At 43.1% G+C, this 20,675-nt stretch carries 25 protein-coding genes and 1 pseudogene; 13 read left to right on the forward strand and 13 right to left on the reverse strand.

From position 1 onward, the window contains the following. The first annotated feature begins 133 nt into the window (after window positions 1-133). On the forward strand, window positions 134-1,354 hold the full coding sequence (locus AC58VC_RS07020; RefSeq protein WP_497368125.1) for an MFS transporter: 1,221 nt from the start codon (window positions 134-136) through the stop codon (window positions 1,352-1,354). Between the two features lie 149 nt (window positions 1,355-1,503). Then, complete coding sequence (locus AC58VC_RS07025) at window positions 1,504-1,980, forward strand: heme-degrading domain-containing protein (protein ID WP_497368126.1); 477 nt, start codon at window positions 1,504-1,506, stop codon at window positions 1,978-1,980. 52 nt (window positions 1,981-2,032) lie between these two features. On the opposite strand, the gene AC58VC_RS07030 is transcribed toward AC58VC_RS07025, so the two are convergent. Further along, window positions 2,033-2,773 (reverse strand): NAD(P)-dependent oxidoreductase, encoded by a 741-nt coding sequence (locus tag AC58VC_RS07030; protein ID WP_497368127.1) that lies wholly within the window; start codon window positions 2,771-2,773, stop codon window positions 2,033-2,035. A 159-nt stretch (window positions 2,774-2,932) separates the two neighbouring features. Continuing rightward, window positions 2,933-3,643, reverse strand: coding sequence for an SDR family NAD(P)-dependent oxidoreductase (locus AC58VC_RS07035; RefSeq protein WP_497368128.1), 711 nt, complete (start codon window positions 3,641-3,643; stop codon window positions 2,933-2,935). Window positions 3,644-3,745: 102 nt separating this feature from the next. Between AC58VC_RS07035 and AC58VC_RS07040 the strand changes: the two genes are divergently transcribed. Next, window positions 3,746-4,105 (forward strand): MerR family transcriptional regulator, encoded by a 360-nt coding sequence (locus AC58VC_RS07040; RefSeq protein ID WP_497368129.1) that lies wholly within the window; start codon window positions 3,746-3,748, stop codon window positions 4,103-4,105. 107 nt (window positions 4,106-4,212) lie between these two features. On the opposite strand, the gene AC58VC_RS07045 is transcribed toward AC58VC_RS07040, so the two are convergent. Genes AC58VC_RS07045 through AC58VC_RS07055 form a run of 3 tightly spaced genes read right to left on the reverse strand, consistent with a single transcriptional unit; the run spans window position 4,213 to window position 5,204 of the window. After that, window positions 4,213-4,542 (reverse strand): DUF1048 domain-containing protein, encoded by a 330-nt coding sequence (locus AC58VC_RS07045; protein WP_497368130.1) that lies wholly within the window; start codon window positions 4,540-4,542, stop codon window positions 4,213-4,215. A 9-nt stretch (window positions 4,543-4,551) separates the two neighbouring features. Continuing rightward, window positions 4,552-4,899 carry a DUF1048 domain-containing protein gene (locus AC58VC_RS07050; RefSeq protein WP_497368131.1) on the reverse strand — a complete coding sequence of 116 codons (348 nt, stop codon included), beginning with the start codon at window positions 4,897-4,899 and terminating at the stop codon, window positions 4,552-4,554. Then, complete coding sequence (locus tag AC58VC_RS07055; RefSeq protein ID WP_497368985.1) at window positions 4,899-5,204, reverse strand: PadR family transcriptional regulator; 306 nt, start codon at window positions 5,202-5,204, stop codon at window positions 4,899-4,901. The genes AC58VC_RS07050 and AC58VC_RS07055 overlap by 1 nt, the downstream gene beginning before the upstream one ends. Window positions 5,205-5,456: 252 nt before the next feature. Here AC58VC_RS07055 and AC58VC_RS07060 point away from each other — a divergent pair, with 252 nt between their 5' ends. Beyond that, window positions 5,457-5,636 (forward strand): hypothetical protein, encoded by a 180-nt coding sequence (locus tag AC58VC_RS07060; RefSeq protein WP_497368132.1) that lies wholly within the window; start codon window positions 5,457-5,459, stop codon window positions 5,634-5,636. Window positions 5,637-5,721: 85 nt separating this feature from the next. Here the strand turns inward: AC58VC_RS07060 and AC58VC_RS07065 are convergent, their stop codons facing one another. Next, window positions 5,722-6,051, reverse strand: a complete 330-nt coding sequence (locus tag AC58VC_RS07065; protein ID WP_497368133.1) for a MazG nucleotide pyrophosphohydrolase domain-containing protein — start codon at window positions 6,049-6,051, stop codon at window positions 5,722-5,724. Window positions 6,052-6,243: 192 nt separating this feature from the next. Between AC58VC_RS07065 and AC58VC_RS07070 the strand changes: the two genes are divergently transcribed. The 3 genes from AC58VC_RS07070 to AC58VC_RS07080 are packed head-to-tail and all read left to right on the forward strand — an operon-like array spanning window position 6,244 to window position 9,892. Further along, window positions 6,244-7,692 (forward strand): spore germination protein, encoded by a 1,449-nt coding sequence (locus AC58VC_RS07070; RefSeq protein WP_497368134.1) that lies wholly within the window; start codon window positions 6,244-6,246, stop codon window positions 7,690-7,692. 26 nt (window positions 7,693-7,718) lie between these two features. Further along, window positions 7,719-8,780 (forward strand): Ger(x)C family spore germination protein, encoded by a 1,062-nt coding sequence (locus AC58VC_RS07075; RefSeq protein WP_497368135.1) that lies wholly within the window; start codon window positions 7,719-7,721, stop codon window positions 8,778-8,780. 8 nt (window positions 8,781-8,788) lie between these two features. Next, window positions 8,789-9,892: a GerAB/ArcD/ProY family transporter gene (locus tag AC58VC_RS07080; RefSeq protein ID WP_497368136.1), complete on the forward strand. Its 1,104-nt coding sequence runs from the start codon at window positions 8,789-8,791 to the stop codon at window positions 9,890-9,892. A gap of 87 nt (window positions 9,893-9,979) precedes the next feature. Here the strand turns inward: AC58VC_RS07080 and AC58VC_RS07085 are convergent. Continuing rightward, window positions 9,980-10,373, reverse strand: a pseudogene (locus tag AC58VC_RS07085) (GNAT family N-acetyltransferase). Window positions 10,374-10,388: 15 nt separating this feature from the next. Beyond that, the gene (locus tag AC58VC_RS07090; RefSeq protein ID WP_497368137.1) at window positions 10,389-11,093 is read right to left on the reverse strand and encodes a MerR family DNA-binding transcriptional regulator; all 705 of its coding nucleotides are present in this window, start codon (window positions 11,091-11,093) and stop codon (window positions 10,389-10,391) included. Window positions 11,094-11,246: 153 nt separating this feature from the next. Between AC58VC_RS07090 and AC58VC_RS07095 the strand changes: the two genes are divergently transcribed. The 3 genes from AC58VC_RS07095 (at window position 11,247) to AC58VC_RS07105 (ending at window position 12,997) form a co-directional block, all read left to right on the forward strand. Beyond that, window positions 11,247-11,738, forward strand: coding sequence for a DUF6022 family protein (locus AC58VC_RS07095; protein WP_497368138.1), 492 nt, complete (start codon window positions 11,247-11,249; stop codon window positions 11,736-11,738). A gap of 115 nt (window positions 11,739-11,853) precedes the next feature. Next, window positions 11,854-12,618 carry an AIM24 family protein gene (locus AC58VC_RS07100; RefSeq protein ID WP_497368139.1) on the forward strand — a complete coding sequence of 255 codons (765 nt, stop codon included), beginning with the start codon at window positions 11,854-11,856 and terminating at the stop codon, window positions 12,616-12,618. A gap of 160 nt (window positions 12,619-12,778) precedes the next feature. Then, window positions 12,779-12,997: a hypothetical protein gene (locus AC58VC_RS07105; protein ID WP_497368140.1), complete on the forward strand. Its 219-nt coding sequence runs from the start codon at window positions 12,779-12,781 to the stop codon at window positions 12,995-12,997. A 43-nt stretch (window positions 12,998-13,040) separates the two neighbouring features. Here the strand turns inward: AC58VC_RS07105 and AC58VC_RS07110 are convergent, their stop codons facing one another. Beyond that, the gene (locus AC58VC_RS07110) at window positions 13,041-14,099 is read right to left on the reverse strand and encodes a hypothetical protein (protein WP_497368141.1); all 1,059 of its coding nucleotides are present in this window, start codon (window positions 14,097-14,099) and stop codon (window positions 13,041-13,043) included. Window positions 14,100-14,119: 20 nt separating this feature from the next. On the opposite strand from AC58VC_RS07110, the gene AC58VC_RS07115 reads away from it, so the two are divergent. Beyond that, window positions 14,120-14,380: a hypothetical protein gene (locus tag AC58VC_RS07115; protein ID WP_497368142.1), complete on the forward strand. Its 261-nt coding sequence runs from the start codon at window positions 14,120-14,122 to the stop codon at window positions 14,378-14,380. Here the strand turns inward: AC58VC_RS07115 and AC58VC_RS07120 are convergent. Then, complete coding sequence (locus AC58VC_RS07120; RefSeq protein ID WP_497368143.1) at window positions 14,359-15,564, reverse strand: MFS transporter; 1,206 nt, start codon at window positions 15,562-15,564, stop codon at window positions 14,359-14,361. The two genes, AC58VC_RS07115 and AC58VC_RS07120, sit on opposite strands and share 22 nt — an antisense overlap. 147 nt (window positions 15,565-15,711) lie before the next feature. Here AC58VC_RS07120 and AC58VC_RS07125 point away from each other — a divergent pair, with 147 nt between their 5' ends. Together AC58VC_RS07125 and AC58VC_RS07130 are read left to right on the forward strand one after the other, a co-directional pair. After that, entirely contained in the window at window positions 15,712-16,044 is a 333-nt protein-coding gene (locus AC58VC_RS07125) for a winged helix-turn-helix transcriptional regulator (RefSeq protein ID WP_497368986.1), read from the forward strand. A 105-nt stretch (window positions 16,045-16,149) separates the two neighbouring features. Next, window positions 16,150-16,668: a S26 family signal peptidase gene (locus AC58VC_RS07130; protein WP_497368144.1), complete on the forward strand. Its 519-nt coding sequence runs from the start codon at window positions 16,150-16,152 to the stop codon at window positions 16,666-16,668. Window positions 16,669-16,804: 136 nt separating this feature from the next. On the opposite strand, the gene AC58VC_RS07135 is transcribed toward AC58VC_RS07130, so the two are convergent. Genes AC58VC_RS07135 through AC58VC_RS07145 form a run of 3 tightly spaced genes read right to left on the reverse strand, consistent with a single transcriptional unit; the run spans window position 16,805 to window position 20,673 of the window. Next, window positions 16,805-17,911 carry a glucuronyl esterase domain-containing protein gene (locus AC58VC_RS07135; protein WP_497368145.1) on the reverse strand — a complete coding sequence of 369 codons (1,107 nt, stop codon included), beginning with the start codon at window positions 17,909-17,911 and terminating at the stop codon, window positions 16,805-16,807. 60 nt (window positions 17,912-17,971) lie between these two features. Then, entirely contained in the window at window positions 17,972-19,309 is a 1,338-nt protein-coding gene (locus tag AC58VC_RS07140) for an ABC transporter substrate-binding protein (protein WP_497368146.1), read from the reverse strand. 38 nt (window positions 19,310-19,347) lie between these two features. Beyond that, window positions 19,348-20,673 (reverse strand): ABC transporter substrate-binding protein, encoded by a 1,326-nt coding sequence (locus AC58VC_RS07145; RefSeq protein ID WP_497368147.1) that lies wholly within the window; start codon window positions 20,671-20,673, stop codon window positions 19,348-19,350. Window positions 20,674-20,675 lie beyond the last annotated feature (2 nt).

Raw genomic sequence — 20,675 nt, forward strand, 5'->3', positions numbered from 1 at the left:
ATAAATAACCAACCGCGGTGGGTTGGTTATTTTCTACGTAGAATACTCCTCTTGAAAATTGTTTCAGGTTTCAATTCTAAATAGACTATAATACACTTTATAAAGTTATTAGTTGAAAGGATGTGTCCTACACTTGATCCCATCAAGCAGTTCAATTCACCAAATTCCCTATTATAAGAACTATTGGGTATCCCGAATGTTATCCTCAATTGCCTTCCAGATGCTTTCCGTAGCCATTGGTTGGCAAATGTATGAATTGACCCACGACGCCTTCAGTCTCGGTCTTGTTGGCTTAGCGCAATTTCTCCCAATGGTTCTACTTACATTGGTTGTGGGACATTTCGCAGACCGCTATGATCGGCGATATATTGTCTTTCTATGCCAGATCGTAGAGGCCGGTATGGCCTTATTACTTTTGTTAGGTAGTCTTACAGATTCGCTAGGCCAGAGTCATATCCTAATAATGGCTGCCGTTCTAGGAGCCTGCCGTGCTTTCGAAGGCCCTTCCTCTTCGGCATTGTTGCCTCAATTAGTACCAAAAGAATTCCTTCAACAGGCTATATCCTGGAACACCTCGGTCGGACAATTATCACAGATACTCGGGCCTTCGATGGGAGGATTACTATATTGGGCGGGTTCATCTTTCGTTTATACGGTTGCTTCACTCGCCCTTCTAACTGCGGGTATCCTAACCTTCTTCATCCGTTCAAATCCTATAGTGCGCAAATCCGAGCCGGTTTCCCTGCGTTCCCTGTTCTCCGGAATCATGTTCGTTTACCGCCAACCGATAATCCTTGGGACGATATCACTTGACCTTTTTGCTGTACTGCTGGGTGGTGCCACTGCTCTACTGCCGATTTTTGCCCAGGATATCCTTCATACGGGACCATGGGGACTAGGATTAATGCGAACCGCACCAGCCATCGGTGCCTTGCTAATGTCTATTATTTTGGTCTATTATCCACTAAAGAAAGCTGTTGGCTACATGCTATTTGCAGCCCTTGCCGTCTTTGGATTGGCAACTATGCTTTTCGCCGTTTCGACCAATTTATTCATTTCCCTTGTGGCATTATTCCTTATTGGTGCTTCTGATGTGATTAGCGTCATCATTCGGTCATCCCTCGTACAACTGCAAACTCCAGATGAAATGCTGGGGCGGGTCAATGCCGTTAATTCCCTCTTTATCGGTACTTCCAATCAGTTGGGAGAGTTCGAATCGGGTACATTAGCCGGATTTATTGGAGCGGTTCCAGCAACCTTAGTCGGTGGTATCGGTACAATTGTAATTGCTGGACTCTGGATGTTCCTGTTTCCATCACTTCGAAAAATGCGGACTTTATCCGAACAGTCATAATTCCAAATCAAGAAGCGAACTCAATAAGAGGTACTGCTTGTATTTATCCATCTATGAATAATTCAGCATTACTTCTAGTTAATAACTATCAATTGTGTGTATAATATCAAACAGGAAATGATAATTCAGTAGAATAGGAAGTGTTCTCTTTGGATACATACGACGATTTATTAATGACTTTGCTACAGGAAGAAAATGAACTCAAGTTTTCCGCTTTCACGAATGAAACTGCTTACAGGGTTGGCAACAGGATTATAGAAAAAGCGATGAGAGAGAATAAATCAATTGTCGTCGATATTCGAAAAAACAATGAGTTGTTATTTTACAGCAGATTGGACGGTACATCTTCTCATAACGATGAATGGGTCTCATGGAAAAATAACGTCGTCCATCACTTCGGGCATAGTTCCTATTATATGCACGTATTTCTGAAATCAACCGATTCAACGGTGGAAGCCTCTGGCCTCAATCCGAATGACTTCAAGGCTGAGGGTGGCGCCTTTCCGTTATTGCTAAAAGATGAAGGCATTGTAGGAACAATTTCAGTATCAGGACTGCCAGGTGACGAAGATCACAAGATGGTTACTTCTGTACTAAAGGATTTCCTCTTAGGAACTAGTCAATGAAGGTTAGCTAAAGTATACAAGGTCGGTTTGTCATGACAGACAAGCCGGCCTTTCAATTATACTTACATACAGTGACAGATTCGGCTTGATAGGCTAAACCGACCCTTTTTCTTTTAAACGCTCCTCCGAGCTCAATATAGTCCAGCATACATATGGCGACATCGTCATAAACAACATCAAGCTCTTGAAGTCGGCTGAACAAGTGACCGGCTATTTCTGCCTCGGAATATGCCTTGATCGTCTCTGGAATCGGAATGGGCAAGGTTTCCGTTGTTACATGTAGATGAATCGAATCTGTATGCACTCTTGAATCAATCATTGTTCCCGGACACATAATGGACCAATCGAGTTGAGTCTGTTGTAACCTTGCGAAATTCAAGTTGTGATTCCTATACTCAGTTGGGAAGCCAGGTAAATTGTTACCGATAAGATTGGTAAATGGAATATCGAGCAAACCGGCTCCTCCCATTATCCATACTCTCCCAGAGAAATTAGGTTGGACTTCACATTGGCTTATAATGTTATCGATAATACGAACAAACTCTTCTCCCTGCCCCGCATGCCCGGCTGCAATAATAGCAGCGTCTTGATGCGCGAGCGCCTCACCAACGCTAACCGGGTCCATGATATCGTCCACGATCACCTTCACATGCTTTGCGGATTGCTCCCCTAATTGATCATAAAGCTTCTCAGAATTTCGTACAAATGCGGTCATTTCGTGCCCCATTTTTATCCCTTGTGCCAGCACTCTTTTGCCTGTATTCCCCGTCGCTCCAAAAACAATAATTTTCATTGTTCATTCCTCCTCTTTAATGGCTCCCAATATTTGGTTAACTCAAGCTTAGCATCGCTTCGAAATTATGTTAAGAACCCACTTTAAAGTAGGGTACTTACTTGAAAGTAAGTATGCCAGAAAGAGGTAGCCTATTTTGTCAGCCGGAGGTTGGGAGGATTACCAGGCGTAAACGCCCTTCTCGTCCAAGAATTCGGCGTTATGACGTTTGCCATCTGTCGCATAACCCACAATAATCGCAGCTGCGGCTTCTTTTGATTTACCGCCTGCGGCATTGCCGTTAAGATCTGTTGAGGTGAATCCAGGCGTTACCGTGAATACTTGAGCGCTGCTGTTTCGGACTTCATAAGCCATTGACAGTGTCATGGCATTGTTGGCCGTTTTAGATGAGTTATAATCAAATGCATTTAATGTAAACTCAGCATTTTGCATATGGTCCAGAGAAGCCATATCGGTCGATACATTCATGATTGTGCCTTCGTTATGTTTAATTAAAGGGAACAAGCGCTGGTTCAAACGGAAAGTGCCGAAAAAGTTAACTTCGAATGCATTCCGCAGATCCTCCTCTTTGGTATCCATAAAAGAGCGGGAGAAAGCCCCAGGCATCCCAGCATTATTGATTAGAAGCTTCAAGTCAGGATAATTCTTGTTGATTATCTCGGCTGCGTGTTCGATGGTTTTCAAGTTTCCCATGTCGATCTGTACAAATTCTACGTCTAACCCCTTGGAAGTTAACTCGGAAGCAGCTGCTTCACCTCGTTCGGCACTTCGTGCTCCAAGGAGGACTTTCCAGCCTGCTTCACCTAACTGTTTAACAATTTCAAATCCAATTCCTTTATTTGCTCCGGTTACTAAAGCGGTTTTTTTCATGCGAATCCTTCTTTCCCTCATTGATTTTTCTTTTACGATTTATAAGTTACTATGCTACACTTAGTGTAGGTCAACAATTATTTTTTATAAAAGAGGGTTAGTATGTTAACGATTGGAGAAGTGGCTAAGGAAGTCGGAATCAATATTGGAGCCATCCGCTTTTACGAAAGAAAGGGACTACTCAAACCAGCTGCCCGAAACGAGCAGAATAACCGTCTATACACGGATGATGATCTGAGCTGGCTGGTTTTTATCAAGTGTCTTCGCGAAACCGGGATGAGTGTGGAGGAGATCAAAAAGTATTATGATAAGGTGAACGAAGGAACCTCAACCCTGCCGGAGAGAATCAAACAGATTGAAGATCAGAAGCAAAAGCTGTTGAAAGATATTGAGGAGAAGGAGGCACAGCTCGTACATTTGGAAGAAAAACTGAAGCGCTATTATCGCGGGGAAAATTATTAATTTAAAGGATCATGACAATCGTCGGCTTGCCCGCGCCCTTGGAGCCAAGCAAGGCGAAATCTCGCCTCGCTTCACTTCAAAATTGACGCCCTTTAGGATTTCAGTGTTCATGGTCTTTTCTTTTTACTTTCTTGGACAACAGATTCCTGATATAGGTCAGCGTAAGTTTTTGAGTCTTTGATTAGATCGTCGCAGAAAGCCGCTACGTCACTGCCCGTCACTTCGAGTACGCCCTTCCCCAAGGCCGCCCCTTCTTCAAAGAGATCAATAATTCCCGAGAGCAAACCCGTCCCGTCAGTAAGCTCTATTGGGCCAACCTTAAAGAAATAGGTTTGAATCTCTTTATAAACAATCTGATAATCTTGCGGAAGCGCTTTGACACGCGCCACGTGCGCACGCCACTCTTTTTTGCCTTTGATGATATCTTGTATGCTCATATTATCCTCCTATTTACCTAATTTTTTAGCGATATTCGTGTTGAGCTGCTCGCGCCACTTGTCGCGATAAGACTTTGCCCCTTCTTCGCCGGCCAGCGCTGAACAGAACCCTTTGATATCGTCACCCAATACCTCTAGGACACTCTGACCGTCCGCCGCCGTTTCTTCGAGCAGGCCAAGCACACCGTCAAGAATTGGCATAAGATTGCGACCAGTGAAATCGGAGTGTGGCCAAAGATTGGCATTGATTTTTCCCCATGCCGCTTGATAATCAGCTGGCAGTTTTTTGACTCGCGATTCAAAAGTTTTCATTTCTTTCGTCATGTCGCTGCCGGTGATTTTCTCCCAAAAATTCATTATTTTTGCTCCTTTAACTCGTTAATTTTTGATGATACGAATTCCCATTTTTCCCAGAACCTCTGCAGTTCCTCGCGCCCCGCTTCGTTAATCGCGAAAAACTTTCGCGGCGGTCCCACGTCTGAAGGCTTTTTGGTGATCTCCACCAACTTGTTTTTTTCAAGCCGGATCAAGATGGTGTACACCGTTCCCTCCACTACATCTGTAAAGCCGAGGGCGTTCAGCCGTCGCGTTATTTCGTAGCCGTAGGTTTCTTTCCGGCTTATAATTTCAAGAACACAGCCCTCAAGCGCCCCTTTGAGCATTTCCGTTAGATTTTCCAGCACAATCACTCCTTGCTATTCTGTATGACTGGTATGAAGTATTACTTACTACCACTACAAAGTAACACGTAGTAGATGTATTGTCAATAGTGTTTGCACTGATACGGATTATTACACAGTTCAGGCACGAATAATGTGAGAATAGTCATATCATTTTCGTGAAGAAGGTCACTAATCTATAAAGATGCACTCTGGTAAGATCAATACATAAGAAAAAACGAGGGAGTGTTCAGAATGATCGGAAAAGCAGGTATGATATGCGGATTATGTATAATTGCAGGCGGAGTAATCGGAGGTGTCGCGGGAGCAAAAGAACTAGGTTACGAATTAGGCTCTGCAGCATGTGTCGTCATTATGGGCGTTGCGGTCCTATTGAATCAAAAGCATCGTGAAAGAAATCGTAAACAGATTTAAAGATAAGGAATCTCAGCGGCCGACAATATTCTGTGAATGTAAGAAGGATCCGCTGTTGCGGATCCTTCTTTTGTTTGATCGAACATTAAATTCGCCTTCCACCGTGCTTATATCCTCTTGCTTTATTTTTCTCCATCTTATTTTCTATTGCTGTTGCAAGGTCAAGGTTATACTCCCCACACGCGTTAAAAATCCGTATACAGACATCAGCCAATTCTTCCGTTATATTAGACCACATGACATCCTCAGAATCTTTCCTATATGCTTCAAGGGCTTCCGATAACTCTGAATGCATAAGAGCAATTAAAGTACCAAATTCTCTTTTTTCCTCGTGCCAGCCATTTTGCTTTGCAATCTCAAATGCATCACTGCATAGGTCATTGATCGTTTTATTATTAAAAACTTCAGATGCCACTCTCTCATCCCCAAATCATCAAAATGTTATTAATTTCCTATTCAATTATATCATCATATTATTCCATCATCCTGCCCCTAAGATTTGACGGTACGTCTATTTGATGGGAATAGCAGACCCCATCCAAGTTCATAATACATGAAGATGATACGGAGAGGTGTGTTTCTAATTCCAGTAAATATATACACGGCTTTGAAAGATACCATCAAATCGAATGATTTGGTGCAATCTGTGCATACTATTCATGGTAAACGGATTCACTTTACATATTGCAAAGCGATTGTAGACCAGAAACTTATTCACCACGAATTATTACATCGGCTCCAAATTTCAGAATCAGAAATTAATCATCTTCTTGCATTAAGAAGTTTGATTCCACTGGAAAATGTCTCATTATCTTCAAACGCGAACGAGGTTTCACAAAGTTTAGTTAAAGGCTTCATTTATGTTCAACTTGAGCCTGATTTGAATGAAGGGCTTTTAATCCCTATTGCGGATCTAAAGCGCGGATATCGTAGTAATAATGAAGCGGATAACGAATACAGCGTTATTGGCCCAAAAGTCGGCTTTGTTGAAGATATCGATACCAACCTAAATTTAATCCGAAAGGAACTTATTTCGGAGAATTTACGATTCGAGGAATGCATCGTAGGTTCACTTTCACAAACAAGAGTAACGATTATTTATTTGGATGGTGTCTGCAACCCCCAGCATGTAAATACAGTAAGACAACGAATCGTAGATGCTGACGTTGACATGTTATTTGACAGTTCTATTCTTGACCAGATCATAGCAGATAAAGCAAATTCACCATTTCCATTATTTATGTCTTCAGAACGCGTAGATAGGGCAAAATTTAATTTGATGAACGGACAAGTGGTCATATTAAGTAGTGGGTCCCCTTATTTCATTTCTGGACCTACCACCGTATTTGATTTTTTCGCCTCGCCGGAAGATTATTACTTGCCCTGGATTTTGGGTTCCTTCTTTCGGTGTATCAGGTATTTTGGAGTTTTAATATCCATTCTTGCTTCTCCGGCCTATGTAGCCATATTAACCTTTCATTATTCCGTCATACCGCAGTCGCTTCTTGGTCCGATCATCGAATCTAGAACGAATGTTCCCTTTGCACCATTTATTGAAGTTTTGCTGATGGAATTTACAGTCGAGATGTTACGCGAAGCTGGAGCCAGATTGCCTACTAAAGTCGGACAAACGCTCGGGATTGTTGGCGGTATTGTACTCGGTACAGCAGCGGTTCAAGCTGCTCTTACTAGCAACATCTTAATCATCATTGTCTCACTATCTGCCCTCCCATCCTTTGCCACCCCGATATTCAAAATGGCTAATACAATCCGTTTTTTAAGGTTTCCTTTGATTATCTTAGCGGCAGCATGGGGCGGATTAGGCATTATGATTGGTTTAGTCATTCTTTTGGGCCATTTGCTGCGATTAAAATCATTGGGTACTCCTTATCTAGTTCCTTTGTACCCATTTCGTTTCCGTGATTTCACAGATAGTTTAATTCGATCTTCTCTTAATCTTACTGAAAATCGACCAAATTTTTTACGCCCTCTCAGGAACAAACGATATAAGGTAAGTAAAGCGAAAGATAATAATGATGACTACAATAACGAATAAATTTGTAAGTAAGGGAATTATCGTCAATGAAAAGATATGTCACTCTTATTTTCTTTTGCTTCCTTTTATCAGGATGCGCAAAAGAGCAGATCATAGATCGGATCAAACTCATTCAAAGTATAGGTTGCGACTTGCAAGGAGATACATTAAGAGTTAGCGGGACCTATCGTGCTTATGAGAAGAAATCAAACTTGTTTTTACTTGAGGGAGAAGCTAAATCGCTTTATGAGGTACTTAATGCTTTCACCTCGCAATCGGATCACCCTATTGCAGTCGGTCAATTGCGGACTTTAGTCATCAGTGAAAAAATAGCAAGAAATGGAATTTCCGAACTTGCCAGTACCATTGTTCGAGATCCTCTTATTAGCAATCGTTCGACACTTGTTTTAACAACCGATCAGTCAAGTGATATCTTAACAGAAACTTTGAAATACCCACCCATCTATTTATCAAATCTGATCAAACAAAATATGGAGAACGGGAATACCCCTTCCACAAACGGCCATATATTTCTTGACCAATTTTTTGGAGAAGGACAGGATGTTTTTTTGCCGCTTATAGTTAAAGGACCTAAAGATGTTTTGCAAATGGACGGTGTAGGTGTTTTTCGTGGTGAGAAATTAAGGCTTTTGCTGACAAATGAAAAAGGTTTATTTATTAAACTTCTTAAAGATGATAAAAACGATATCCGCTCAAGCACATATAGCTTCAAAAATGATCAAGACGAGCAAATTTCTTTTAAAATTATTTATTCAGAAAAAAAAATGATCGTAGAAAATGAAATAGCCACAATTTCGCTCCATCTAAATATTGACCTTGGCGAGTATCCGGCAACCTTAAATGTTTTTGAAAACAACAACGATATGCTTAATTTAAAAAAACAAATTGAAGTTAACTTAACTGTTAAAATCAAAGCCCTGCTAGAAAATTTCCAGATGAATCTTGTCGATCCAATTGGGATAGGCAATCTTTATAGTACTCGTCATAAGAAATGGAATGAGCAGAAATTTACAGCTCAAATTTACCCAAACATCAAATTTAATGTGAGCACAGAAGTTGAAATATTATCATTGGGAGTTGGGCAATAATGCAGAACGTGGTAAAGGATAACTACACAGTTTCCGGCTTCTTTGTATTTTTCCTCATCCATGCTTCTATCGTCGGGATTGGTGCATTAAGTTATCAACATTTCGTTTTTGAATTTGCAGGCAATGATGCTTGGATCTCGGTCCTTTTAATGGGTTTAAGCCTTCATGTTATCATTTGGATGATATTTAAAATGCTTGGCAATCCAGCCAAAGATATTATTGACTTACATCGCATCCTATTTGGTAAGTTTCTAGGGAATGCGATTTCACTAATTTTCGTTGGTTACTATTTTATATTAGCTTTAACTGTCTTTCGCGGCTATATAGAAATCATTCAAATTTGGATGTTCCCCAATCTTAGAACGTGGATTCTGGCAACTTTATTCATCATTGTTATTTATCACGTCGTTTCTGGAGGATTTCGAGTAATAGCCGGCTTTTGCCTTTTTGGGGTCATTTTCTCCTGGCTGCTGCCATTGTTACTGTACTTCAATATTAAATATGGACATTTTATTAATGTGTTGCCCATGTTTAATCATTCTATCAACGATTTGCTCACGTCTTCTAAAAATTCAGGCATCATGTTTATAGGATTCGAAGGTTTACTGATTTATTTTCCTTTTATTAAATCCCCAGAGAAAAATGTAAAATGGGCTCATCTCAGTTTATTTTTACTCACACTCAAGTACTCCGTACTCATTTTTGTAACCATCATGTATTTTAGTAAGGGGCTATTAAAGCATACCTACTGGCCGACCCTTGTCATGATAAAAGTCATTGAGTTTTCCATTATTGCAAGAATTGAATTTATTTTCATTTGCATCTGGTTTATGATCATTATCCCCATGCTTTGTCTCTCGATTTGGAGTTGCACTCGAATAATAAAGAGAGTTACGAAGCTTAAACCCACATTGTCACTACTCCTGATCCTTGTAGCACTCTTTCTGGCAACTCTACCGTTGAACGATCGTGTTAAGATTGAGTGGTTAGGAAAAAATGTAGTTGAGATTGGATTCTATTGTATATATGTGTATATTCCATTACTCTTTATCCTTTCAATGATTCGCAGCAAAATCTCACAGAAAAAAACAAAGACGATACAGTTCGAATAATCCTCTTAGGTTTCATTCGCTCTAAGTCATGATAAAAACCCTCCCAATAAATAATCTCTAGCTTTGCTAGAATTGGGAGGGTTTAATTTAGACGTTAATTGCATACAAGCAGACTTCTTCCTCTGAACCCGCATATGGGATCATACTTTCAAAATGCAACCCCAATTTTTCTAATAGTTTGGCCGATGCATGATTATCTTCAGAGGTAATAGCTACAATACGTTTTAACGCTAAAATGGATTGAGCATAACGCATCACTGCAGAAGCGGCCTCGTAGGCGTATCCTTTCTCCGAAACCCAAACGATCATACATGGCTAGAGCTCCTTTTAAAATATAGTCCCGCGCGTCTTCGATGGTTCTTACTCCTCTATCGCCTATGTACTGGATCCAAGAAGGATCGTTCACTAGCTCAAGGATAAAAGCCGCATCCTCAATTGTTTGTTGACGAAGAATCAGCCGTTCAGTTTCTAGTACTTTCAAAGTAAGTCCCCCCTCTCATACCAGTTCCAGCTCGGAAGCGAGTCTATACAGACTGTGCAATCCACTTAGCTGTTCTCGGTTCCGATGAGCTAGTGCTGCACGGGCCGACTCGATCAGCGCTTGCATGGCTGCTAAATCCCATGAAGGCAGGCTCCGGACCGCTTGTTTCAAGCGTACGGTATCGTTCGAATACATCATCTTTTGCGTTGATTTCAGTATCCGCACCTTCACCTCTTGAAACTTATCATACAATCGGTAATTGTTGTCTTCATGCCGCGCCGCGGCGATTAATCCGTCATGTTCCCAATACCGGAGCGTCGAAGACGGGATGCCGGCAGCCGCGGACATTTCCCCTATGGTCATCCATCCGGACCCTTCGTCACTATTGACAGTCAGACCCTTCATCAGTCCCTCCGCTTCCTCTAGGACAAACTTGTCTTCATGCGTTGCTGCCTGGGCGTCATTAATTAGCCAGAGGGCTGGCCCTAGTTCTCGTCTCTGAAAATGAGTAAGTACCGCCGAGGTAATTTCCATGCCGAACCCCGGGGACATCGCGACAATGCATGCAAAGTAAGCAGCATGTTCATTCGTATATACCCTGTAACCATTGGAAGCCCGATTGGCTGGAGGAACGATTCCCTTGGCTTCGTAATTTCTAAGCGAACTAGTACTGATGCCTAACTGATTGGCAATTTCCGCGGGACGTAAGGATCGGCTCATGAAATCACCCTCCATAAGAATGAATGTCTAAACTGCTTGTAAGGTTTATGATTTCTTTTGCATATAATTCAATATAAAATAAGTAAAACCTTTGCATTTGCTTTAATGTTATACAATCAATCTGAAACTTAAAAAAGTTGGAGGTATACGTTTATGCCAATAATCACATTGAATCCGGACATGTCGATTGGCCAAGTGGCCGCGGCTTTGTCCGAATATGTGGAGCTAAGCTGGGAGAGCGTGCTTCAGACGAATGTCCAAGAACTTACTGCCCTATTTCCTGAATTAGAGGACTCTACCTATGGAATGTATTTGGATCGACTCATTCCGCAGGCCTGGCAAGAGCTTGAGCGATGCGGATTTCAACCGGCGGAGCCTGCTCACGCAGGGGATTTTGTTATTGCGGGATGCCTAAATTTTCGAAACTCGTTGGAAAAAGCCGAATGGGGCAGCCCCGGGCGGGAAATTCGAGTCTTTTGGATCGTGCTGAATAATCGTCACAACCAGCCCATCGGCACACTCGTCCTGGAATTCGCCCACTCCCACCTTCAGTTTGATGTTCCCGAACTGCCCAAGTTCTCAGCCCTTACTGAAACTGAGCGCACTGAAATTAAGTCCATAATTTCACTAAAGCAAAAAAAATGATCTATTCCGCAAGTATTGTGTAACCTTTCTAGTTGAAATCCGTATGAATGTGATAGATTTCGCCAAAATGATAGACGCTGCGATAATCACCACTACATAAAACGGAGGCATTCATATGGCATTTACAATAAGTAATTTAACGGATAACAGCAATGTTGTGATCAAAGAGAAATTGGGACCTTTCAGTGTGCTTGAATATAAGCAGGATTTGAGCAGCACCACCATTGCAGACGCACAAGCCAACTTTTATATGACTAAGAGCAATATGAAAAAAAGGCAGGTCATGGTTGAACTGAACGGTGAAATCATGATGAGTGCAGGCGCGATGCAGTATTATGTCGGCAATATTGAAATGACTTCAGGGGTTAAAGGGGCTGGCGGCCTGCTTCGCAATCTCGTTTCAGGTGCCGTATCCGGGGAAAGTGCCATCAAACCCTTATATAAAGGGCAAGGAACCATCATGATGGAGCCGACCTACAAATATTTGTGGCTGATCGATGTAGACAATGACCATATTGTGCTGGATGACGGTCTTTTCCTGGCCTGCGAGTCGTCACTCCAAACGCAAGTGGTATCCCGCAAGAACTTGTCTTCCGCTGCGCTCGGAGGCGAAGGCCTATTCAATCTCAGCGCCAGAGGCAAAGGTGTGCTTGTTGTGGAGGCACCGATTCCTTCGGAAGAAGCGGTCATTGTTGAGCTGAAAAATGATGTGCTTCGAGTAGATGGAAATTTCGCAATGATGTGGTCGCATTCGTTGGATTTTTCTGTGGAACGGTCGGGGAAATCATTGCTCGGGTCCGCAGCCTCCGGCGAGGGGCTTGTCAACGTGTACCGGGGAACGGGTCTCGTTTGGCTAGCACCGTTGTCCACCTATAAGTAAATAAGCAAGTGGCGGCTTGGGGTGACGAATCCTTGCCGCCATTTTTTTGGGGTTCAATCCTGGTTTCAACGCAATTTTTACATCCTGCTAATTCACCCATGACAATTCTTTCGTACAATGAAGACAAACTTCATGCAAACGGAAGCGGAGGCTGGGATCAATGAAGACAATGAAAATAGTTTGGATATGTTTTGGTCTGTTTTCCCTGACAGCAATCGGCGTAAGCGCTAACGGATTACTCTCCGATGATCAACCCCTCCAGCCCACGGAAACGAATCCAGTCGTCATTCCTTACTCTCCGGAAGCGTACGGTTCGACGGCGCAATTTGAGTATCAATTCGAATGGCAGGGCGGTAAAATCGAGGCTAATCCACAGTAAAGACGCGGATAAACATTCTCAAAAGCTAACTGACTCCATGACTTTATTTTATACCTTTTTGCTGGTGGGCGTAAGCGTCTTCGGCAACCGTGTACAGCAGCTTGTAAAACGGGTTTTCCCTGTCAATTTTCCACTGATGCATGTAGATCAGCATCTGATTAATAACGGTATCGAATTCAATGACCGTATTGTCCATTCCTTTATTAACATAAGATTCGGCTTTTTCTTTCTCCTGCACCGTAATTTTCTTGCTATCGAAAAAGCTCGAAATGTATCTCTGCACACCGCTAGTGCCGCCTTTGCGAGGATACTCTAGCTTCATGTTGAGCAGAGATAGCTGCTCTTGTGAGAACTTACCCGAGCTGAGAGTGGTTATCAACTTGTCCAAATCCTGATGGCGCTTATTCACGAGCTCCTTCACATCGTCCTCGCTCGTGTTCGGGGCGAAGGCGAAGAACAACGGCGTGTTGCCGAACTTCTCTGAGATGGATACGTGCGTAAATTCGTGGGTAAGCGACCCTAGCCGTTCCGCTGAACCGCCCGGCGCATTGAGATTGTGATTGACCACATACTTCTCCTTCACACCTTTTTTCTTCTCCGAATTGTTCGTAAACCGTGCTCCCGGGTTCAACGCGTTCATCTTGATATTGCCCTTATTGTCCAAAACATCTTTCAACACCATCTTCGTAATCTCTGGCGTATTCGAATCCTCGGCTATATCCACCAATCGGTCGGCCTCGTGTTGCAATACTTCTTCGATGTCTCCAGGAGTCTTTCTTAGCTCCACGATAATTTTATCAAACATCGGGCCGAATACGATGTCGCCTAGACCTGGCACCTTGTCCTTTACAAGCAGCCATTCATCCTGAGCCTCGACCATCTTGTAAAACTTCTGCGTTCCCGATTCTCCTTCAGCCAGCAAGATCTTCTTTATGACGCCCTTTTCCTCAGTCGCTTGCTGCTTCAGCTCTTCCACTCTAGAAACCAACTTGTTTATAGGGTGATTATTGATATACGCGTCACACTCCTTTACGATATTCTCCAGTTGTACGTTTCGTTCGGCGTAATCATTTTTGGCGATCTCATGATATATGGCAAGCACGTTATCGATCTTTAATTTCTTTGCCTCGCACGCTAAACATGCTCGATGTCTTAACTTTGAAGCTGTTGTTGTCCATCAAACGCTGGACTTCGGGAGCTGCCACAGACTCTGCTCCGGTATGTTCCTTTATTCGAGGGACGGTCTGCTCCACCATCCGCTGTACGGCCCGATTGCCTAACGTTCGATGTGCAAGTTTGAAGCATCTGGAAAGCGGCGCCTTGCCCCTTCGCCTTGATATCAAAGTCAAGCAATTGGAGGTTCATAACGTTGATTTGGTGTAACTGTTTAGGGAACCCGTTGTCTGTTCACTCTTTTGGCGCTTACCTCCCATGGAGAAGGAGGCAATTGCGGCTATAAAGCTTAGCGCTACGACAAATCCGGCTGCCCAAGGATTGTATGCTACAGTTGAAGTGGTTGTAATCAAAGCACCGCCTGCACCAGAACCCGCCGCTAAGCCTAGGTGAATGATGGATGTATTCAAGCTCAATACCAAATTGGAAGACTGCGGTGCTCGTTGGATGAAGTATGTCTGAACAGCTGGTCCTCCAATGAATAGAGCGGTTATCATCAGTGCAATCAAACTGAGCCCGACCATCTGGTTATCACCTACGATAGGAAGAAGTATTAACGTTGCGATATGAACGATCAGGCTACCTAGAAGTATACGAGAAGCTCCCCAACGATCTATACCGTAACCACTTATTCGTGATCCGATCGTGCCGAAAATACCCAATACCAGCATGATGAGTCCGATGTTATAGGCTTTCACGTGCAGAATCTGGGTCATAAAAGGAGTTAAATACGTAAACAGTATCGCGTTGCCGGATTCTCTAAAAAAGGTGAGCAGCAGTCCGATGACAATGACAAAGCTGCCAAGTACTTTGAACTGCTGACGGAAGGAAACAGGCACATCCCCTTCAATTTCCGGCAGTAGACGGATAATCACAAGAGTAATTACCAAGCTGACGATAGCTAATATCAGGAAGATCGCTTGCCAGTTCAACCAGTTCGTAATGGCAATGCCGATCGGGACGCCTAAGATCATAGCGCTGCTGAATCCGAGTACAATCGTGCTAATCGCACGGCCTAGCTTCTCAGCAGGCACGAGCTTTGCTGCGGCGCCAAAAGCAGCGACAAGGAAGACACCGGAACTTACACCAAGTATCAAGCGTGATACCATCAACGGGAGAAGTGTTTTAGAGCCGAAAGCAAGAATGCTTCCTAGGAAAAACACAGTTAATGAGCCGGCTAGGACTTTTTTAAGCCCCAGACGTGATGTAAAAGCGGTAACGATGGGAGTCCCTATGGCGAAAGCAAGGGAATACACCGTTATTAATTGGCCGGCATAGGCAATAGAAATGTGTAGATCATTCGCAATTAACTGAAGAATACCGGAAACAACCAGCTCGGATGTTCCAGTTAGAAATACGCCAAGTGCAATTACATATAGTGCCATTCGATTCATGATCATCCATCCTCTCGTGTTCTTTTGTAAGGGGTATGAATGTATTATAATTAAGCTACAATCTTTGCGTAAGAAGGCAAAGTATTTGGATATTGTCCAAATATTTTGATCAACTAAATTTAAGTAAGCAGGTGATGGCGGATGAAGATGGAAAAAGAGGAAGAAGAGATACAAGAATTCTCTAACATTTGCTCAGTGCTGAGAATTCTTGGAGCCAAATGGGCATTTCTAGTCATCGCGGAGTTGTCGAAGAAACCAAGAAGGTTCAAACAGCTGCACCGGGACTTAGCCGTTGTTAAAACGCAATCCCTAACCGATGTCCTTCGACATTTGGAATTAAACGGGATCGTGCTGCGTAAAGTGTTTCCTACTGTTCCTATATCGGTGGAATACTCGTTAACAGAAAAAGGGATGGATTTCCAAACCGCTCTGAAGGAAATGGATAAATGGGCGGTAAAATGGGGAGCCGTTGACCAGTAATGGGTATCATTTTGCTTTTTGGGAGGGATAGTTATCAAACATATTTTGACCGCTTGCCTACTTCTTATCATGTTTACTGCATGCTCAGAGAAAATAATTACTGATATGTCTACCCAGAAATCGATTACTGAGGTTTTACAGGGCAATCACACCATCGTTAATCCCTTGAGCGATGCCATGGATCAGGGAAATCACGAATATTCAACAAATGTCGTCGTAGATGTTTCTTATTATAAAACCGAACCTGTAACACGGGGAGACATTGTTTATTTTGGGGACAATCAAGTAGCCCGTGTAATTGCCCTTCCAAATGAAAAAATGAAAATAACAAATGGACAAATAACGATTAATGAGGCCAAATTAGATACCTTCTATGGGTCGGCCCATATTAGAGGGTATGACTATCAAAAGTTTAAGAATAGCGATAGTGAAGAACCGGCTAAACAAAATCTAATAAATGAGATCTATAAGAAAGATCAATCTGAAATAACCCTCAATAATACCGAAGTATTTGTTATTGGTGACGATTGGTCCAGAAGCAATCCTGCTACTACCTTTCGTAAATTATCAACAACAGATTTTCTTGGTAAGGTGATCGGTATATGCTCAAAATGCAGTCAATGATTTAGACAAAAAATCATAAACGGCAGCCGATCGTGTGCCGGCTGCCGTCGTATCGTGCTTGAACTATTGTTCACTCATTTTCCATAAAGTATTTTTACACGATCAATGCTTATTTGTTCATTTAGCTCACCACATGCTAAAGCTTTCTATCCGCGAAATCCATAAAGCACTTCCAGTCATAGCGAGTAATGTCGTGTTTTCCTTCTCTGAGGTGGTAACCCACTCTCTCACCAAATACAGAAGAATTAACAGGCGGCATCTGGTCTACATCTAAGCCTTTGAAGCCATGCATCGTATAAACCGGCTGCGCCAGAAGTAAACCTAGAAATTCGGATTCAGGGTCTGCCCAATTGTCCTCTGACGCGCTTGCTACATAGAGAAGCCGGGGGGCTATGAGCGACAGCAATAGATGTTGATCTATCGGTAGTTCATCCTCACGTTCATTAAACTTCTTGTAGTTATCGTTAAACCAATGCGGATTTCCACGGTTTATGTTCAAGAGCCTTTCCCCTGCCTTGCCTCGTGAGATAGCCGCCCCCGAACAACCGGAGTTATTGCTGACAACTAAGGCAAATCGCTCATCGAGAGCACCGGCCCACAAGCAGGCTTTACCGCTTCTAGAATAACCGACAATTGCTACACGCTCCGAATCAATGCGGGAGTCTGACTCCAAATAGTCCATCACACGGCTCGCCCCCCATGCCCATGCGGACATAGCTCCCCAGGCATCCGGTGATCGTGACTGATCTGGCGAATCGAATATGCCATGAACCCCGTTCTGGTAGCCTTCATCAAAGAAATCAGGATCCAAATCTTCCACTGAGTAAGATATGGCTGCATAACCTCGGGATATAATATCCTCTACCGGCCAATAAGCTGAACATTCCTCTAGTGCTACTTCTAACACAGATTGACCTTTGATTGCCGCGTAGATAAATGCTGGAACCTTTGATTTCGTTATTGGGATATAGAGTTGTATGCGAATACGGCCTTCGCCGCCCCGTCCTGTATATTCGATATCGATTTGTTTATGCAAAGCAGTTCCCTGCATAACCACCTCTTCCATCACGACATGGAATCGTAAGGAAGCGGGGCGGCCAACCGGCTCTCTTCCATAAACATACTCACGATATAATTCTACAATTTCCGGACGTCTTAAACTTCTCCAGTCCTGGGCCGTCCTAACCTGAAGGCCATTACTGCATACGAAAGTCTCTGGCAGTACTCCCCTAGTCGTATTCATCTAATTCCCCCTCCCGCCTGCACTTTTCCATATCATACCATAACCTCTTTATGGCGTCCCTCACAGGTGAGGACTTGCCACACCTTCCTTTTGAAGAGCCTTCGACTCTTCAATCGCTTTATCCATGGCATCGTTGGTCATCCGCAAGGCCGTTTGGCTATCTTTGGACTCCTTCCAAATCAGAGGAAAAACCGATGATGTTTTGGGATCGATGAAGATCAGACCCGGCTTGCGGGGAGCTGGCATGGCATTGTTCAAGGCAAATAGCGTTTGAAGATTCTTCCCCTTCAATTGCTGAACACCTTGTCCATAAGCTTCTTGGACAGCTTTGGTCATCAGAGGTGAGCTGATGCCCTGCTTAGCCCGTTCGATCTGAACCTCTTCCGAGAGCAGATAGGAGAGCACTTGGAACGCAAGTTCCTTCTTGGTCGACTGCTTCGTAATAAATGCCCCCACAGAATATGGCTGATATTTAAATGATGACGCCTCCGGGAATACGGGGACTGTCGAGACATCGAAGTTCAGGTCTTTATTTTGACTCCAATCGACAATACTCTCCTCCACATCTACAGCCATGGCAATATGCCCTTTAGGGAAGTCCTTAACCGTAGTGAACTGGTTGCCTGGAATATCATAGAACCGTCTGAGGTTGTCTACGATCCGAACCCACTTGTTCGAAACCAAGCTTGCCTTATCTTCATTAGGATCAAGAGCAGGCTCCGACAGCTGGTTATAAGTCATGTAATACTCAGGATGCTGCTGATAGCCTTTATAGGTAATATCTCCTTCTTGACGCGTCAGCTTCTTGGTCAATTCATAGGCTTCATCGTAGGTCATTCCAGGCTTGGGGTAATCAACCCCGAATTTGTCGAAAATATCCTTGTTGTAGAACAACAAATAATCACTGCCTTCGAACGGAAGCGAGTATAGCTTTCCATCCGAAGTGTTAATCGATTGCTGCATCATCGCTGGATTCAGTTGACTCGTATCAAAATTATACTTTTTGATCAGATCGGTCATGTCCCACTGCAAGTCATATTTCCGAATCGATCTGTATGTATTTCGGCGTGCGTCCTCTAGGATAATGTCTGGAATCGTGCCCGCAGCGACCAAATCTTGATACTGCCTGCCGGGATTATCCCACTGCACGTGTTTAATTTTGACATCCGGAAACTTCTTCCTGATATATTGACCTATGAGCAGATCGAAGTTTTCTTCCTTTAAATAACGTTTGTTAAATAACTGGTCCCCTGTAAAGATGAATAATTCATTATCTGGCGATGCAGAAGACGGATTAGCTGCCGGACTTTGGCCGGAAATAGCAGATTCTGACTCGCAACCGTTCACCGCTATGAACGCCGCAGCAAGCCATATCGTTAGGGGGAACAATTTTTTCATAACTTTTCAAACCTCCTCTACAACTTTAGGGATGAATGTTATTGATACGGGTTTGTACCACCTTGCTTTTCTAGCTCTTTAGCTTCTTGAATATTTTTGTTCATCAAATCATTGGTCATCCGGAGCGCCGTTTGACTGTCTTTGGATTCTTGGGCAATCAGATTCCAGACACTGTCTGAATTCGTATCAATAAATGTCAGACCAGGTTTGCGCAGCTGGGATTTAGCGCTATTTAAATAGAAAATGGATGGGGTGTGTTTGCCCTGCCATTCCGGCAAGTCTTTTGCAAAAGCCTGCTGAACAGCAGGCTCCATAAGTGAAGTGATGACACCTTGCTTCGATAATTCGATTTGATACTCCGGCGACAGCAGATAAGCAATCACTTGAAATGCCAGATCCTTCTTAGTGGATTGATTCGTAATAAACATACCATTCGTGTTGGGCTGAAATTTAGACTTAGGTAACTCAGGGAATACAGGAACCGAAGAAATATCGAAATGAATATTCTTGTTCTCGCCAATCAACCTTGTTGCATTTTCCAAAGAGTCCACGATCATGGCAACATTCCCTTTGGAGAATTGATTCGTTTTGACCAATTGATTGCCAGGAACCTCGTAGAAGCGTCTAATGTTATCTACAATTTTTACCCAATTGTCTGAATTCATAGCTGCCTTGTCTTCATTGGGGTCGAGTCCTAGCTCTGATAGCTGATTAAATCTCATATAGTGAGCGGGATTCATTTGAAAACCTTTGTAGGTCACATCACCCTCCTGCCTCGTCAATTTCTTGGTCATTTCATAGGTTTCATCCCATGTCATGCCATCTTTGGGGTAATCCACGCCGAATTTATCGAATATGTCTTTGTTATAAAGCAGTACCCACTCATTATTATTAAAAGGCAGTGAATATAATTTCCCTTCGGAAGCGGAGATGGAACGCTGGATATCGGATGGATATAGTTTACTGATGTCAAAATTGTATTTTTTGATCAGATCCGTCATATCATACTCCATCTTAAACCTGCCGACCTGTCGATAGGAATTACGTCTTACTTCATCGAAGATGATATCAGGAATCGTACCTGCAGCGATCAAATCCTCGTACCTTCTGCCTGGGTTATCCCAAGCGATATGCTTGATCTTGACATCCGGAAACTTCTTCTTAAGAAATTGGCCGATCTGTTTCTCGAAAATATCTTCTTTGACGTAAAAGGCGGGCCATGCCGTATAGATGAACAACTCGTTCTCAGCAGGCTTGACAGGAGTCTCCTTCACCTCTTCACTAGCTGGACTGGATGTGCAACCCACGAGTCCCGTACTGAATATAGCAGCGAGCAATATTGCAAGGATGGTGCTTTTTCTCATAA

It is taken from the genome of Paenibacillus sp. J22R67, assembly GCF_059692175.1.